At 48.6% G+C, this 17267-nt stretch carries 15 protein-coding genes and 1 pseudogene; 9 read left to right on the top strand and 7 right to left on the bottom strand.

The features are described 5' to 3' along the window. Positions 1-2: 2 nt before the first annotated feature. The 6 genes from K7B07_RS20980 to K7B07_RS20955 are packed head-to-tail and all read right to left on the bottom strand — an operon-like array spanning position 3 to position 5748. On the bottom strand, positions 3-1109 hold the full coding sequence (locus K7B07_RS20980; protein WP_223712500.1) for a pyridoxal-phosphate dependent enzyme: 1107 nt from the start codon (positions 1107-1109) through the stop codon (positions 3-5). Next, on the bottom strand, positions 1106-1921 hold the full coding sequence (locus tag K7B07_RS20975) for an SDR family NAD(P)-dependent oxidoreductase (RefSeq protein WP_223712499.1): 816 nt from the start codon (positions 1919-1921) through the stop codon (positions 1106-1108). The genes K7B07_RS20980 and K7B07_RS20975 overlap by 4 nt, the downstream gene beginning before the upstream one ends. Positions 1922-1935: 14 nt before the next feature. Beyond that, positions 1936-2847 (bottom strand): succinylglutamate desuccinylase/aspartoacylase family protein, encoded by a 912-nt coding sequence (locus tag K7B07_RS20970; RefSeq protein WP_223712498.1) that lies wholly within the window; start codon positions 2845-2847, stop codon positions 1936-1938. Continuing rightward, the gene (locus K7B07_RS20965) at positions 2828-3619 is read right to left on the bottom strand and encodes an SGNH/GDSL hydrolase family protein (protein WP_223712497.1); all 792 of its coding nucleotides are present in this window, start codon (positions 3617-3619) and stop codon (positions 2828-2830) included. Before K7B07_RS20965 ends, K7B07_RS20970 begins: the two co-directional genes overlap by 20 nt. A 2-nt stretch (positions 3620-3621) precedes the next feature. Beyond that, a complete protein-coding gene (locus tag K7B07_RS20960; protein WP_223712496.1) occupies positions 3622-4797 on the bottom strand; it encodes a sialidase family protein in 1176 nt (391 codons plus the stop codon). A gap of 48 nt (positions 4798-4845) precedes the next feature. Beyond that, entirely contained in the window at positions 4846-5748 is a 903-nt protein-coding gene (locus K7B07_RS20955) for a dihydrodipicolinate synthase family protein (RefSeq protein ID WP_223712495.1), read from the bottom strand. Between the two features lie 175 nt (positions 5749-5923). Between K7B07_RS20955 and K7B07_RS20950 the strand changes: the two genes are divergently transcribed. The 4 genes and pseudogenes from K7B07_RS20950 to K7B07_RS20935 form a co-directional block, all read left to right on the top strand. After that, a complete protein-coding gene (locus K7B07_RS20950) occupies positions 5924-6697 on the top strand; it encodes a FadR/GntR family transcriptional regulator (protein ID WP_223712494.1) in 774 nt (257 codons plus the stop codon). A 152-nt stretch (positions 6698-6849) separates the two neighbouring features. Next, positions 6850-7308 carry a sialidase family protein gene (locus K7B07_RS20945; RefSeq protein WP_223712493.1) on the top strand — a complete coding sequence of 153 codons (459 nt, stop codon included), beginning with the start codon at positions 6850-6852 and terminating at the stop codon, positions 7306-7308. Between the two features lie 87 nt (positions 7309-7395). After that, positions 7396-7581 carry a sialidase family protein gene (locus K7B07_RS20940; RefSeq protein WP_223712492.1) on the top strand — a complete coding sequence of 62 codons (186 nt, stop codon included), beginning with the start codon at positions 7396-7398 and terminating at the stop codon, positions 7579-7581. Between the two features lie 15 nt (positions 7582-7596). Then, positions 7597-8040 (top strand): annotated as a pseudogene (locus K7B07_RS20935) (exo-alpha-sialidase); the annotation flags it as partial. A gap of 120 nt (positions 8041-8160) precedes the next feature. Here the strand turns inward: K7B07_RS20935 and K7B07_RS20930 are convergent. Continuing rightward, complete coding sequence (locus tag K7B07_RS20930) at positions 8161-8853, bottom strand: FadR/GntR family transcriptional regulator (RefSeq protein ID WP_223712491.1); 693 nt, start codon at positions 8851-8853, stop codon at positions 8161-8163. Positions 8854-8985: 132 nt separating this feature from the next. On the opposite strand from K7B07_RS20930, the gene K7B07_RS20925 reads away from it, so the two are divergent. From K7B07_RS20925 to K7B07_RS20905, 5 genes are read left to right on the top strand one after another with little or no spacing between them, the layout of a single operon-like run. Continuing rightward, positions 8986-12285, top strand: a complete 3300-nt coding sequence (locus K7B07_RS20925; RefSeq protein ID WP_223712490.1) for a SusC/RagA family TonB-linked outer membrane protein — start codon at positions 8986-8988, stop codon at positions 12283-12285. Between the two features lie 27 nt (positions 12286-12312). Beyond that, entirely contained in the window at positions 12313-13845 is a 1533-nt protein-coding gene (gene nanU / locus K7B07_RS20920) for a SusD family outer membrane lipoprotein NanU (RefSeq protein ID WP_223712489.1), read from the top strand. A gap of 26 nt (positions 13846-13871) precedes the next feature. After that, entirely contained in the window at positions 13872-14798 is a 927-nt protein-coding gene (locus K7B07_RS20915; protein WP_223712488.1) for a dihydrodipicolinate synthase family protein, read from the top strand. 18 nt (positions 14799-14816) lie between these two features. Then, positions 14817-15944 (top strand): hypothetical protein, encoded by a 1128-nt coding sequence (locus K7B07_RS20910; protein WP_223712487.1) that lies wholly within the window; start codon positions 14817-14819, stop codon positions 15942-15944. Between the two features lie 20 nt (positions 15945-15964). Further along, positions 15965-17266 carry an MFS transporter gene (locus K7B07_RS20905; RefSeq protein ID WP_223712486.1) on the top strand — a complete coding sequence of 434 codons (1302 nt, stop codon included), beginning with the start codon at positions 15965-15967 and terminating at the stop codon, positions 17264-17266. Position 17267 lies beyond the last annotated feature (1 nt).

Below are 17267 nucleotides of genomic sequence, written 5' to 3'. Positions count from 1 at the left end.
TTTTAACTATCCAAAACACTGTTTTTAATATGCGAGATCGATTCAGCGGTCCTGTTAAAGTACTTACAGGTATCTCCTGAAAAGATGCGGTTTCCTGAAAGGGGATCTTTAAATCCATGTCCCGTAACCAAACAAACCACTTTGTCTGTCTGCCTGATGGTTCCGGAAATCAGCGCCTTTTTTAAGCCTGCCAGCGCCACAGCTCCCGCCGGTTCGCAATAAATACCCTCCAGCTGTGCCAGTTGTTTCTGACATTCATATACATCCGCGTCGGTAACCACTGCTCCTTTTATCTTTCCTGATCTGGCCTTTAAAATAATGCGGTTCCCGTCCAGTATATTGGGCACCTGCAGGCCGCTTATTGATGTGGTGCTCTTTGCCAGGCCTTGCGGCAACTGCAGGTCCGTTTCCAGCGCGCCGGCAATGGTGTCATTTCCTTCCGGCTGCACGCAAAAAACAGAAGGCCGGTAAAAGCCGGTATGCAGTTTTCTCCACTTTTCAAACCCCTTTATAACGGCAAGGGTAAGACCACCGCCTCCCGCAGGCACAAATACATGCTGCACCTGTGGAAGCGCTTCCGCTATTTCAAAAGCAATGGTTTCTACTCCCGACATACCAACGGGTGAATAACAATAGGCACTTATTTCAACATTGGTACGGAATTGCGTTGCCAGTTTCCGGAGCTGCTGCATTACATTCTCCGTTACCGACCGGGAGATCCCAAATTTTTTTATCATAAAGATATCCGCACCGTAAATGCCCATTTGCCTGATCTTGCCAGCCGGCGCGCCGTCTACAATGGACAAAAAGCACCGGATATCCGAAGCGGCCCCGTAAGCGGCCAAAGCAGCACCCGTATTGCCACTGGAGGTGGCGAGGAAGAAAGGCACTTTTCGCCGGTACAAATCAGAAACCGCCACGGCAGCGAACCGGTCTTTATAAGAACCCGTAGGGTTCAGTTGTTCCAGTTTAAAATAAAGTGCCTTCAGCCCCAGGAGATCACCAATATTGCGCGCCCTGATCAAAGGCGTATTCCCTTCGCCCAATGTGATCCGGTGCGCAGCGCCGATCTCCGGCAGCAAGGACTTATATTTCCAGATACCTTTCAAAACTCGTCTGGTTTTAAACGTTTTTTAACTGCATAAGAACTGAAATTCCGGGACAGTCCACCGTCCACCGTAACCGTGGTTCCGGTTAAATACGATGCAGCGGGCGTACTGATCAAAAAGATCAAATCGGCAATTTCCCCCGGTGCCGCAGGCCGGCCGAGTGGTGTTCGGTCGTTGATCTCTCTGCCGATCTCAGCACTTATATTTTGTTCCTGTTCATCTGTATAATCGTTACTCAGCGAAGTATTCACATTGCCCGGCCGGACCGCCACCACCCGGATCCCCCTGGAACCATATAACACCGCCAGTTCGTAAGTAAGACTTTCAAGTGCTCCTTTGCAGACCGTATAGGCCGGTGCATATCCCCCGGCCTGGCCGGCCATAATACTTGAAACGTTAATGATGACACAGCTTTTCCCGGAAGGGATAAGCGCATTGACTACAGTTCTCGACAGGAAGGCCGGGGCTGTAAGGTTGATCCGGATCGTTTTTTCCCAGTTCTCAAGAGTGATCGTATTCAGGGTTTCAATTGAACGCCAGGCGGCATTATTGACCAAAACATCTATCTGGCCCCATTTTAACATACAGGTAGTTACCACCTCCTGAATAAAACCCATATCCTGAAGATCGCCGGAAAATAAAACCAATTCGCGTCCGTACACCCGGATACAGGCAGCCGTTTCCTGTAATCCGTCACCATCCCAATCAACCAGTGCCAGGGCAAATCCCTCGCGGGCAAACTTTATCGCTGCTGCCCGGCCAATACCGCCCGCAGCTCCCGTTAATAATACAACACCAGCAACATCATTCATACCTGATCATTAAATTATTTTATTTTCAATATGCCTCCCAGGGACGCTCCCTTATTAACGCGTGGCTCCTTCCGGATAAACAGCACCAGTCCCGATGCATCCGCAAAAACAGGATGCACGGCCTGTTCCACCGGATCAAAGACAACACCCCATTCCTGTCCCTCCTCAACCATTGCACCTACCTTTACACCGGGAATGAAGATGCCGTCAAAGGCGCAGCGCATTTTCCCCTGTAAAAAACCACTATCCGGCTGATCATCCTCCACCCGGTACAACACTTCCCGATCGCCCCGCTTAAATACGCCCTCTTTGAGAACATTAAGGTGTGCTAACACACCCAGGCATCCTTTAACACAGGCATCAATAATCGAGCGGTCGACATTGTTTCCGCCTCCGTATTCCACATAGATGGCGGGTATGCCCTCATCTCTTGCAACAGATAATGTCCTGCCATCGGGTTGTGCATCTGTACCCCAGATCAGCGGAAGGTTAAATGCCGCCGCCATTAAACGCTGGGTTTCCAGGATCTCCTCATTCCGGTGAAGCATGTAACCACACAGGGGAAACAGTTCAAACAGGGCACCCCCGGTGTGCATATCAATAAGGTAATCACATTCCCGGATAGAGCCGGAAAGAACAAAGGCGGCAGCCTCGGTTTCGGAACCGTCCTGGTTTCCCGGACAGGTCCTTGCCAGGTCCAGTGAATCAATGCCTGTTCGCTTCCCCGCCTGGTAGGCGGATACATTGGCAATCGTGATAAGTGTCACCCTTCCCCTGCTTAAACTACCTTCGAGCAGCTTACGCAGTTCCATAACCGCGATCATGGGTTCATATTCATCACCATGAACGCCGGCCACGATCAATATATGGGGGCCTGCATGACCGCTTTGTATCTCGATGCTATGTTCACCAGTTTTTATTCTCATAATATTCCCCGCCACAGGTCGGGTCTTTTTCATTAAAAATTGAAAGCGACCGGAACAGCATCATTGCGATTTCACGGTGGCCCCGGCCATTGGGATGCAGCGGATCATTGAGCAGTTGATCCTCCTGCAGGCCCTTGTATTTTTTTGCCAGTTCCGTATTCCATTTGTCCCAGACATCCACCAACGTTACCGACGCTGACCCCGCTGTTTCCCGAAGGGCCTGAATATAGTTTCTAAGCGCCGCACGCTCCGGAGCTTTTGCTTCTACTATCGGATTGGGGCTCAGTAATACAGGCACTGCATTTATACCCCGTACCCTTTCCACCAGTGTTCTGATATTCCGTTGAAACAGTTCAACCGGTACATCTTTCTGTACCACGGCGTCATTCGTTCCCAGCATTATGAATACAGCCTGCGGTTTATACTGAAGCAGGCGCCATTCAATATCTTCGATCAGGTCCCTGCTGGTATTTCCGCTAACGGCAGTGTTGATAACGGCATCTCTTACCCTGCCCAATTCCCATCGTATCCTTTCGGAAAAGATCTCAACATAAGAACGCATCCCGTGCGTATGTTTTGCGCCCTGGGTAATGCTATCGCCCGTAAAGAGCCATTTATTAGGCGTGCCTGCTTTCAACAACAGCGCTATCTTTTCCTTGTCGTCTCCGCTTCCAAGCGCACTGTGCGGCATTGCCCCGCCTGTTTTCGCCAGCAGGGAAGCACCTGCAGTTACGGCACAAAGATTTCCAAGAAAGCGTCTGCGGTTCAACATATTTAAAACTTATATAAATCCGTCAGCGGGAAACGGGAAATATCAGTAACCGACAAATGTGTTTTTGTTTTCTGACTACCTGCGCAATAAGCCAGCAACACATTTTTTTTATAAAAGTGGATCGCCGTATAGCAATACCATCCGTCCGGATCTGCTTCCAGATTCTTAATATGAATCCAGGACTTTCCGTCGTCTTTTGAAACTGCTACGGTTAAAGGGGTCCGTTTCCCTTTAATAGCAGCCACTGACCCATCGTTGTTATTCCAAACCGCCAGCAGATCGCCTGTGGACGGGATCCGTTCAATCGTAGCCGGCGAAACGGGCGACTTCAGATTAAACGGAACAGCTGTGCTCCAGCCTGCCCCGCGGTCTTTTGAATAGGATACATATTGTGAACCTCCGCTGGCCCTTATATACATCATTACCCTCCCGTCCTTTAGCGCTACCAGCCCCGGTTCCTGGGTAATAATACCGGCCGGTGTCGGCACCTGCTGACCTGCCGTCCAGGTCCTGCCGTTATCATCGGAATAGTAGGCGAACAATGCTCCTTTTTCCAGCCATTTGGAATCAGACGGACTGGAATGTTTTGCCACCGCCAGCATCAGCCGGCCATCCGCCAACTGGATCACCCGGTCATTGTTCAGTACAAAATATCCCTGCTGATCTGTAATACAATCCACCGGTGCGCTCCATGTTTTGGCCTCATCATCCGAAAAGCGGACCACCGGTATACAATCAACTGTCGAGTTCTTTCTTAAATAAAATAAGGCGATCGTTCCGTTTTTCAAACGCAGCAGGGATACCGACATCACATTCATACCGCCTTCCCGGTCCACAATTTTTACATCCTGTGCGGTCCATGTTTTACCTCCGTCGGAAGAATACCTGCCCGCCAGGTAAGCGGGAGCATGATCACCGGAATTAATACCGGTATACCGGGAGTAAACAAATAAAATACGACCATCCTTCAGCGTCACAAAAGAGCCTTCGCTGTTCCGGGGATTGTCCTGTCCCGGAGGAAGTTTTAAAACAATATCATGAAGGGCACCGGTTGAGGAAGCGGACCTTTTACCGGAAGAACAGGCGGACAGCAGTATACAAAAAACCATTGCAGTTGCTGCAATCTGCCTGCCGGCGATAATGCCCTGTCCCGGTTTATTAAAAGAAAAACGGATCATATATTTTAGTTTGGTGAACAATTATTAATGACTGCACGATACCATGTTCTACACTGCGATTAAACCGGCAACCGAATCGATCCGGTCGGAAATAGCCCGTACCTCATCATCGCTCCATTCTTTTTGGTTGGTACCCAGGGGGGCTTTGGCAGGCCCGATATCAATTCCATACTTCAGCTGCATTGTTTTTCTGAAGAAGGTCCAGACATTTGGAAGAACATATAAAATGGCTTTTTGAAATTCAAGCATGAACGATTTGCCCAGCTCATAATCGCCATTCTTAAAGGACCGGAGTACTTTCTGACAGGCCGGTCCCCATAAATTATAAAAGGAGCCGATCGCCCCGGCCGCACCGCAAAGGCTTGCATGACACATCAGCTCGTCCGCCCCGCTGAATAATTGCAGACGGTCTCCGGCTTTCAGATGAATGGAGCTGATCTCCATCAATTGCCCCGTGGTCAGTTTCATCCCCGCAACATTCGGGATCGCTAATAACCGGTCGATAAAAAGTGAAATATCTCCCATCGTATTACTGCCCAACTGGTAGGGGAAAAAAGGCAGGTCCGTTGCGCCGGCAATTGCCCGGTAATGTTGTAATGCATTTTCAGCAGAACCAGTAAAATAGATAGGCCCTACGGAAGAAATGGCATCCGCCCCATGTGCTGCCGCATGCTGTGCCAGCCGTACCGACTCTGCAGTTGTAAGCGCACCCACCTGCACCATTACCGGCAGGCGGCCGGCAGTTATCCGGGTCACTTCCTTTAATACGGCCTTCCGTTGGTCCTCTGTAAACAACACGCCCTGTCCTGTAGAGCCCAGGATGTAAAGACCATCCTGTTCCTGCGCAATCAGTAATTCAGTTAATTTTCCCAGCTGCTCCATTTCGGGTGCGCCGGTTGCATCCGTCGGCGTAAACATTGCGGACCACAGGCCGCTAAATTGAAAATTCATACCTTATTTGTGTTATTAATTCAATACGAAGCGTATGGCAACGCCCTGTCATATCCATCCACAAGACCTTTCTGGTGCTGCAATCATTCTGTACGGCAATGGCATTAGAAAAAATATGTCGTACATATTTACAAACTTACTGTTCCCGTCCGAATCGCCCAAATAAATTTTTAAAATGTCTGACATATTTATTATTCCCTGTTTCTTTTTTATATTTGCCGCAAAAAAAGGAAGTGCCATGTCGCTGAATAAATTGAAACCGGTAGAAAATCTGACACAGGTAGACAAGATCGAAATGAGTTTGCAGGAGTTTCTGAGAGCCGAAAATTATCAACCCGGGGATGCGCTCCCGAAAGAAATCGAACTGGCAAAAGCAATGGGGGTAAGCCGGACCGCTATCCGCGAAGCGCTCTCCCGGTTCCGAACACTGGGGATCATCGAATCGCGAAAGAACCGGGGGATGATCATTGCCAAGCCCGACCTGTTCGTCAACATGGAGCGGGTACTGGATCCGCAGCTGCTGGACGACGAAACACTGAACGAGCTGTTTGAAATGCGGCTGGTTATTGAAGTGGGACTGGGAGACCTGTTATTCCAGCGGCGGCGTAATGCAGATTTCAAACAGCTGGAAGCCATTATCGAAAAAGAGAAAAAAGCTACATCAAAAATTGAGATCCTGAAATGTGATATTGAATTTCACTCTGCATTATACCGGCTTTCGGGCAATGATACGATATCGCGTTTTCAAAAAATATTATTGCCCATTTTTGACCATGTTTATTTAAAGCTGAAAGATGCTTCGATGCCCTATCCCAGTAACCTGGCAGGCGAGAAGAAACCGGTTACCCATCAGGACCTGCTTAAAACATTGAAGAAGGGAACCCTGGAACAATTCAGACGACAAATGCGGCAGCATTTGCTGGTGTACTTCAAAAAAGTAAGTTCTTAACAGCCGCGCCCTCACCGTTATCAGCGTGCGTACTTCGGAAGGTGTTGCTCCATCTGTTTTAAAAATAATGACTATCGCTGATTTTTAAAATACGCAGGGCCATTCACCTTCCTGATACGATATCCTTAAAAATGAATTAAAGCCCGGAAACAATGAAAGATATACGATTGCTCCCTTTCATATTCTTATGCCTGTGGATTCCATTCCGGTCGGCCGGACAACTACCAGCCGTGTTCGACAAAAATACCGGCAGCATTATTGAAAACGATACCTGGGTGCCCCCCGGAGCCCACCCCTTGAAAAACCTCCCGAATGCAGGTCCCTATATTCAACTACGCAACGGGGACCTGTTAACAGTCGACAGTAATTTCTGTTTGACAAGTGCTGATAAAGGGAAAACATGGAAGCATGCGGCCATCTTCACCACGCCTTCAGATTTTAAGATCGGTGGGGAGCATGTTCTACTGGAGACCCGCCGCGGCATCCTGATCCTGGCCTTCAGTAATTTACGGGAAGCATCACGTTTAGTATGGGATAGTGTTGCATTTGATTTTGATGAAGCTATTTTACCGACCTATGTAACCCGGAGTATGGACGGAGGGAACACCTAGGAAACGCCGCAAAAACTACACAACGCATGGACAGGTGCTAATCGTTCCATCATAGAAACGCAAAGCGGTAATATTGTATTCACCACCATGATGATGCGTCATAATCCCTGTCATCATACGGTACTGACCTATACGTCATTTAATGATGGGAAGGATTGGGTGCGCTCCAATATTATCGACCTGGGCGGGAAAGGTGATCACAGCGGTGTTACGGAATCCTGCATCGTTCAGCTAAAAGACGGCCGGCTCTGGCAGCTCATCCGCACCAACTAGGGTTGCTTATGGCAGGCATATTCAACAGATGAAGGACTGAACTGGACCGATATCGGAACCACTACAATTGATGCCAGTTCCGCTCCGCCACTGGTAAAACGCCTGGCCAGCGGGCGGCTGGTGCTTTTATGGAACAGAAGATTCCCCGCCGGCAAAAATACCTACCCGATGCGGGGAGGCAGCGGAAGCCGGTTTAGCGAAGCAGCGGTGGTCAATCACCGGGAGGAATTATCGATATGCTTTTCGGATGATGACGGGAAAAGCTGGACCGCCCCCCGGATCATTGCAAAAAACCTGCAATACCCCAATCAGGATAAAATGGCATCCTGGATTGCCTACCCGTTCGTTGTAGAACCAGCGCCGGGTCTCCTTTGGATCACCACCATGCAGGGAGGACTAAAAATCAGTATTAACGAGTCGGACTTTATCAACCAGGAAAAGGCGCCCTTTGGGAGATGAATGTTATACCTAAAAAGGACAACACAAATCCGCTAAAAACCGGAGGCTCGTATTGCGTTCAGGAACTCTCCTCCGGCACCCGCTGTTTTACCCGGAAATATCCCGCAGACCGGAACGGACCTAATCTATAAGCCGGTTAAAATGATTTTCCAGGTGACTGCGCATCCCGTTCCGGAATTCCTCTGGCGTGCCTTTTTCCAGAATTGAAATCAGTTGTTTATGGGAAACGAATTTCTTGGGACTTACATTCTGATTCACCAGGGAACTTTTCTGTACGTAATCAAAAACCGGAAGCAACAGGTTTTGAAAACGTTTCAGGGTATCGTTCTGGGAAATATCATAAAGCTTTCCATGAAATGCGATCTCATACGATGCATTAAACATAAAGCTTTTGGTGGATGAAGGCTCGTTCTTAACAATCTGCTTCAGGTCTTTGATATCATCCTCCGTTACCCTCCGGAACAACAGATCGGCCATACCAATCTCCAGTACCAGCCGGATCTCAAAGACTTCTTTCAACGTATCATCACTTAATACATAAGGATTCAGGCTCTTGGCAAGGTTGCTGAATATATCAGGACTCGTGATCACCGCTCCTTTTTTCTTTCTTGTATCGATCAGCCCCATTATCCGAAGGCGCATCAATGCCTCACGGATCACGGTACGGCTGACACCCAGACTGGTGGCTAAGTCCAGCTCCTTGGGGATACTGTCTCCTACTTTTAATTTCCGGTGATGCAGCAAATCGATAATATTGGCTTCCACCCGGTCTACCAGGCTGTAATTTTCAATTGATTTAAAAACGTTATCCACAGATACTTATTTGAATTAGCAAAATTATACTCTTGACGACAAAAACAAAATCTAAAAAAATTTGGCGGTTTAAAAATAAGCATTAATTTTATTATGTCTTACATAATACTAAAATAAAAATTTAAACCATCTATGCGTAGTGTTTGCCAGAAGACAATTTTATTGTTTTTAATTACGTTTACTGTTACCAGTGCCTTTGCGCAATCCCGCACTGTAAAAGGAAAAGTTGTAGATGAAACCAACGATGCCCCCCTGGAAGGAGCAACCATTTCTCTTAAAGGAACGGCCCGCACCGCCCTCACCAATGCAGAAGGCGACTTTGAGATCGCTGCAGATCAGGATCAGATCCTGGAAATAAGTTATGCCGGCTATGCCTCCACGGAATGGCGCGTTTCCGGAGCTATCCCTCCCGTTATTAAACTAAGCGCCGGGGCTGCATCGAAAATGGATGAAGTGGTAGTGGTAGGTTACGGTACACAAAGCAGGAGGAATGTTACCAGCGCCATTTCCAAACTGGATAATAAAGTACTGCAAACAGCACCCCGTTCAAACGTAGCCAGCGCACTTCAGGGAACCGTTCCCGGGCTGCAGGTGGTGAATGCTACCGGTCAGCCGGGCGCAACACCGATGGTGATGCTGAGAGGCGGTGCATCCATTAACAGCCCGGGCAGCCCTTTAGTGGTAGTGGATGGTGTGATCCGCGATTACAATGACATCCCGGCCCAGAATATCGAATCCATAGAATTACTGAAAGATGCCGCCGCAACAGCCATTTATGGAGCACGGGCAAATAATGGGGTTATCCTGGTTACCACCAAACAGGGCAAACAGGGCAAAGCAGAGGTTACTTACAAATATACCGGGGGATACAACAAACGCCGCGACCTGTACAATTATATGAATGCAAAAGATTTTATTTATTATAACAGGCTCGGCAACCTGAACTCCGGCAGGACCTTGACACAAACCAATCAAAGCAGGGGCTACGGGCTGTTTACCGACAGCGCCAATCTCTCGTCCTTCGACATACGCCAGTATAATTCCGGCACTGCCTATCTGCTCAGCAGGGGCTGGGATACCGTGGGAGATCCTTACGGAGGCACCATTATCTTTAAAGATCATTCAGGCGAAATAGAAGACATTGTTTTCCGCAATACGCACACCAACGACCATTACATCAATGTTATGGGCGGAAATGACCGCGGCAAATTCTTTGCGGCCTTCGATTATTACAATGAAGACGGCATCATCGTCGGATCGGATTATAAAAGATATTCGCTGGATCTGAACGGCTCTTACAAGATCAAACCCAACCTGGAGGTCACAGCGGGGTCTACTTTTTCAACATCGTCCCAGTACGGCGCTATTGCGGGTGATGTAAACACTCTCTACAGAAGTATGGCCATCTGGCCTACCTTCAACCCCTGGATCGACAGTGCCAAAACATTGCCGAATCCCGGCAACAGCGCGTCTGACGGAAATCCGCTTTACTGGCTGGAAAAAAACATCCGCAGCAATGAAGTGACCCGCATCACCGCCAATGCTTCGGTAAAGTGGGATATCATCAAAGACCTTTACCTGAAAGTAAGCGGATCCGGGTATTTATACCAGTCATTAAACGAAGGGTTTACCAAAGCCACCCAAACGTACGCAAACATTTTTCTTCCCCAGCCAACATACAGCAGCACGGCCCGGCCCTCCTACGCCACTCAAACCCGTTATTTTCAGCAACAATACAATGCCCTGCTCAACTATACCAAGAGCTTTGGAAAGCATACCATCAATCCCATGCTGGCCGCGGAATACTACGGGATCCGGAATTTTGATATGCAGGTTTCGGGAACAAAATCACCTACAGATGATATAACAACGGTAAATGCGGCCACCGCTTTTGCAGCCGGCGCCAATTATACCAACCGCTCCGAATACCGGATCATTTCCGCTTTCGGCCGCCTGAATTATGACTTTGACAACCGGTACCTGTTGCAACTGGTTTTTCGCCAGGACGGGGTTTCCAGTCTTGCAGCAGACCATCAGTTCGGTTTTTTCCCCGGTATGTCTGCCGGATGGAATGTTCATAATGAATCCTTCTTTGCGAACAGCGGCATCTCCAATGTCATCTCCACATTCAAGCCCCGCTTCAGTTATGGCGTCAACGGAAATGTTGCCGGTCTGGGCAGGTACGAGGTACAGGGTGTTTACAGCTCCCAGGGATTGTACAACGGCAATGCGGGGTTCTCTTACACCGGACTGGTAAACAGCAATCTTCGCTGGGAAAAAAGCAAGACCACGGATGTTGGGTTTGACCTGGGTCTTTTTAAAAACAGGGTCAATGTCTTATTTGACTATTATGTACGGAACACAAGCGACCTGCTGACACAGCTGGACCTGCCCAATTATACCGGCTTTAACAGTTTCAGAACCAACCTGGGTGAATTCCAGAACAAGGGATATGAGATTTCGGTTACTGCCAATATAGTGAACCGCCCCGGCGGATTGAAAGTAGATGTAGGTGCCAACGCATCATTTGTAAAAAACAAGATCACAAAATTACCTTACAATGGCAATGCCAACAACCGCCAGGGAGGCATGCAGGTGTATGACCCGACATCACAACAGGTGATCTGGGTGGGCGGCTACCAGGAAGGTGGTACCCTGGGAGAGATCTATGCCTTTAAACAGGTTTCCATCTTTAAGGATGAAGCGGAGATCGCGCAGGTGGCCAATAACAGGAAAGACCTGATCGCCGGCATCAGCGGACCGGGTGTTAACTACGGCACCGGCAAAATCACACCCGGCGATGTGAACTGGATGGATATTGACAGGAATGATACCATCGACTCCCGTGACCAGGTACGCGTCGGAAATATTTATCCGAAATGGACAGGCGGCTTCTGGGCATCCGCCAACTTCAAAGGATTTTCTGTTTATGGCAGATTTGAATTTGCGCTGGGACATACGATCTATAATGATCTGGTGGCACGTACCCTTGGAAATTACCAGGGAACGTTCAATTATTTCGATCTGCAAAAACAGGCATGGTCACCCACAAACACAGAAACAGACATTCCAAAAGTATATTATGCCGACCAGGTGGCTGCTCCGACCGGAAAGAAGAACTATACAAGAAGCAACAATGCCAACGTAGCATTGAACAGCAACAACTCCCGGTTTTATGAAAAAGGGGATTACCTGGCATTAAGAGAGATCACGCTCTCTTATGATTTTGACAGGGCCTTATTATCCAAAACACATTTTTTCACCGGTGCCCGGGTATTTTTATCAGGGAACAATCTTGTTTACTTTACAAAATTCACAGGACCATCACCCGAACCCCCGGTTACCCCCGGAACAAATACGATCACGGGTGTATACACTGGTACCTACCCCACTCCCAAATCTTATGCATTTGGTATTCAGTTAACATTTTAAATAAAGCGGCTATTTAATCTTTTGAATATGAAAAAAAATATTTTATCTGTAATAGGTGCCTGTTTTGTGCTGATTGCTTTCAACGCATGCAATAAAAAACTGGAGTTGTCGCCCGTAAGTTCCTATAGTGACGCCAGCTTCTGGAAATCGCCCGACCAGGTGGATGTATTCGTTTCCGGCATTCATATCAATCTGCGCGCCACCACCACCCAGCTGGTTACATTGGGTGAAATGAGAGCGGATATATTTGGAACGGACCCCGGCTCCGGAGCATCTTTTACCGGCGAATCCTCCCAGGGCCTGGAGCGGCTCTGGACCAATAACCTGGACCTGGACAACCCCGGTGTTTCGGGATATGGCAACTTCTATTTTAATATCAATCAGATCAATCTTTTGATCAGTAAGATCGAAACCGTTCCTTCTATGGTTCCGGCCACAAAGCAATACTACCTGGGGATCGCCTACGGCATGAGGGCCTTTTATTACTTCCATCTGCTGCGCTCCTGGGGCAAGGTAATCATTCAAACGGAGCCCACCGTGAATATAAATATCTCCGAGCTTGCGAAAGCAGCCTCCGGCGAGGATTCTGTAATGGCGTTGATCAAATCCGACATTGAAAGTTCGTTATCCAGTTACGGAACAGATTACTCCTTCAAAAATGATAAAGGGCTCTGGTCTAAGGCTGCCACCCTGATGTTAAAAGCAGAAGTCTATTTATGGACCAGCCATCGCGGAGGCGGAACTACCGATGCCACCACCGCAAAAAACGCACTTTCAGAGATCCAGACAAATATCCCCGCACTGGCGTTACTCCCCAATTATGCAAACGTATTTGCCTCTTCCAATAAGGCAAACAGTGAGATCATTTTTGCCTTAAAAAATAAACTGGATGAAGCACAGCTTCCTTTTGCCAACACCTTCTTTCCGCAATCAGGTCTGCTGGCCAATTTTTATGACTCACTGGGGAACCGGAAATTCAATGTAACCACGGACAATTGGGGCGGCCTTCTCCGGGCGCCTACCAAAATGGCGGCCTACCGGGCATTCAGCAACCAGGACTCCAGGAAATGGGCCAGCATACAGGGGGGCTATAATTTAGTGGGAGGCGTTTATCAGCTGGCCGGAGCATTCGCCAACAAATACCAGGGCGAACAAAATGCAGGGGTCCGCCAGTTCACCAATGATTTCCCCATTTATCGTTATGCGGATCTGCTGCTCTTGCTGGCTGAAGCCAAGGTGGCACTGGGGGAAAACCCGGCTACTGAAATCAATACGGTAAGAAGCAGGGCCTTTGGTGCCAACTATAATGCAGGTACGACCGGCTATCCCAATCAACCGGTTGATGCCGATCCCCGGGAGTCCATTCTTCAGGAGCGCTTCTATGAGTTTATCCTGGAGGGCAAAAGATGGTACGACCTCAGAAGAATGGGGGATGCATATGTTTATGCGTACACCAACATAGCGTCCACCGAATCTTATAAATTACTCTGGCCTGTAGACAGGAACACCCTGACCAACAACCGGCTCCTGACACAGACTCCCGGCTACAGCCAATATTAGAAGAATAAACCTATCTTACCAAACAAATGAATCATTCATACGAAAAACTTACGGGGCTGATAGCGGCCCCGTTTACACCGATGAAGGCATCGGGCGAACTAAACCTGGAACTGGTGCCCGCGTATTACCGGTTTCTCAAAAACAATGGTGTCTCCGGGGCCTTTATCAATGGCTCTACCGGCGAGGGTGCCTCTCAAAGTGTTGAAGAAAAAAAACAGGTCATGCAGGCCTGGGCCAACGCCACCAGGAACGATGCGGCATTCAAAGTGATCACGCTGGTAGGCGGCACTGCTCTCAATGATTGTGAGGAAATGGCCGCATATACCCAGCAGCTGGGCCTCTATGCCGTTTCATTCACCGCACCCTTCTATTTCAAACCGGCCGATGCAGCGGCCCTGGCGGCCTGCTGTAGAAGGGTAGCCGCGGCCGCACCGGCAACTGCATTTTATTACTATCATATTCCTGTGTTGACAGGTTGTAATATACCGATGTATGATCTGCTGCTTGCCGTGAACGGCTCCATCCCCAACTTTGCCGGCATCAAATACACCCACGAAGATTTTATGGACTTTCTTTCCTGTATGTATGTTGAGAACGGGCGGTATGATATGCTTTGGGGAAGAGATGAAAATATGCTTCCGGCACTGGCCCTGGGAAGCTCTGGTGCCGTGGGCAGTACCTATAATTATGCCGCGCCGCTCTACCACGATCTGATAGCCGCCTTTAAAAACGGGGCACTGGACAAAGCCAGGGAGCTGCAACAGAAAGCCATAGATATGATCCGGCTGCTGGGCAAATACGGAGGGATTGCCACCGGCAAAGCCTATATGAAACTGGCAGGGCTGGACTGTGGTGAATTCCGGTTACCCGTAAAGAATATGAGTGCCGCCTCATTTGAAGCCTTCCGGAAGGATGTGGATGCATTGGGATTTTCCGGTTTTTGTTCTAAATAATAATTTCCCGATGTATACATGACCAGGCTTTGTTTCTATATAATTTTTATCAGTTTATTTTCCTGTAAGCAACAACAACCCGAAGCCATCTGGAGTATAGCAGGAACCCTTCCCGCAACGGAGCAGGGGAAAAAGCCGCTGGGTTATGCCGGCCCTGTTACAGGAACAATCGGTGATCTGCTGATCGTTGGAGGTGGCGCTAATTTCCCCGACCGGATGCCCTGGCGGGGTGGTACCAAAAAATATTACAACCGGTTCTTTATTTTTAAAATAGCTCACAATCGCCTGGTTGATTCCGGTAATACTTCGCTGCTGCCTTTCAACCTGGCCTATGCGGCCTGCGTTACCATTCCGGAAGGTCTGTTTGCGGGAGGCGGCGAGAATGAAAACGGTCCCTCCGCAAAAACGTTCCTGATCAAAAATGTAAATGATACGCTTATCGTACAGCCCCTGCCCGATCTGCCTGTCGCTGTAACCAATGCGGCCGCCAGTGCTGTCGGACCGGTCATTTACCTGGCGGGAGGCGACAGGAGCAACGGGGTATCGGATCAATTTTACAAACTGGACCTTTCGGATACCACCGGGGGATGGAAAAAATTGCCTCCGCTCCCACACCCCGCCGCCAATGGCATTTTAGCAAGCGATCAGCAGGCTTTGTTCTATATCGGCGGAAGAAAAAAAGGGAGTGACGGGATCAGCCAATTATACAGGGAGGTCTATATGTTTCAGATCGCCGCCAACAAATGGACACCAAGAGCTCCTTTACCCTACGCACTTTCAGCAGGAACCGGTATGTTCACCGGCAAAAATGAGATCCTGCTGTTTGGCGGTGACAAGGGTGCGCGCTTTCATGAAACGGAAGAGATAATCCGGCAATCCGACAACGAGCACGACCCCCTAAAAAAGGATTCGCTGAACCAGCAAAAGATCAAACTCCAGGAAACGCATCCGGGGTTCAGCAATGAGCTGCTGGTCTATAATATTGAAAAAGATCAATGGGATAAAAGAGGAACAATTCCTTTTACAATACCTGTAACCACCACTGCCGTGCCTTATAAAAATACGGTCTTTATTCCTTCGGGAGAGATCCGGGCCGGAGTAAGAACGCCGGCGATTTTAAAATACAAATTTCCCAGCGCACTCTGAGACTATTAAAAAAACGAGCAATGTCTGAAAAAGTAACCGATATTCCGCAAAAACAGACAACCCCCGCATCCGGCAAAGCGGATCGTTACCGCTGGGTAGTTGTAGGGCTGCTGTGGTTCGTTGCTTTATTAAACTACCTCGACCGTCAAATGCTCTCCACCATGCGCGATTCCATGCAACACGATATAAAAGAACTGCAGAGCGCTGAAAACTTTGGGATACTCATGGCCGTATTTCTATGGATCTACGGTTTTATGAGTCCGGTATCCGGTATCATTGCCGATAAACTGAATAAAAAATGGCTGATCGTAGGGAGTCTGTTTGTCTGGTCTGCGGTCACCTATCTCATGGGACATGCCACCAGCTTTCATCAGCTTTATCTTCTGAGAGCCACCATGGGCGTAAGCGAAGCACTCTATATTCCGGCAGGCCTGGCGCTGATAACCGAGTATCATGAATCTAAAACAAGATCCCTTGCAATAGGCATTCACATGACCGGTTTATATATGGGGCAGGCGCTGGGAGGTTTCGGAGCTACCGTCGCAAGGAATTTTTCCTGGCAGCTGACCTTCCATTGGTTCGGCATCATCGGTATCGTTTATTCGGTCGTGCTGCTGATCTTTTTAAGATCAAAAAAGCAGTCGGCACAAGGAGACACAGCTTCCCTGTCAGGCAACAGGAAAAGACCTTCCTTATTAAAAGGACTAAACATCTTGTTCACCAATCTTGCTTTCTGGGTGGTCCTGTTTTATTTTGCGATCCCCAGTCTGCCGGGGTGGGCTGCAAAAAACTGGCTACCTACCTTATTTGCCCACAATCTTAACCTGGACATGCATACAGCAGGACCGCTGGCCACCATTACGATCGCGGTTTCTTCTTTTATCGGCGTGATCACAGGAGGCACCCTTTCCGACAGATGGGTCCAAAAAAATCTGAAAGGCCGTGTATATACCAGCGCCGCAGGTCTGAGCCTGACCATCCCGGCATTGTTATTACTCGGTTTCGGCAATTCGTTGTTCAGTATCCTTACCGCTACCTTTCTCTTTGGCGTAGGCTTTGGAATATTCGATGCCAACAACATGCCCATCCTTTGTCAGTTTGTTTCCGCCAAATACAGGGCCACTGCCTACGGGCTCATGAATATGACCGGTGTATTTGCCGGTGCTTTTGTTACCGACTTATTGGGAAAAGCAACGGATGCCGGCAATCTTGGAAAGGACTTCGCGCTCATGTCCGTAATCGTCCTGGTGGCGGTAGTAATACAACTGGCCGTCCTGAAACCACGAACAAATAATTTTTCCGATTCGTTTTATAACAGATGAT

The sequence above is a fragment of the Niabella beijingensis genome, from assembly GCF_020034665.1.
Classification (GTDB): Bacteria; Bacteroidota; Bacteroidia; order Chitinophagales; family Chitinophagaceae; genus Niabella; species Niabella beijingensis.
Note: the sequence above shows the minus strand (reverse complement) of the source record. Positions and strands in the feature narration are given on the sequence as shown.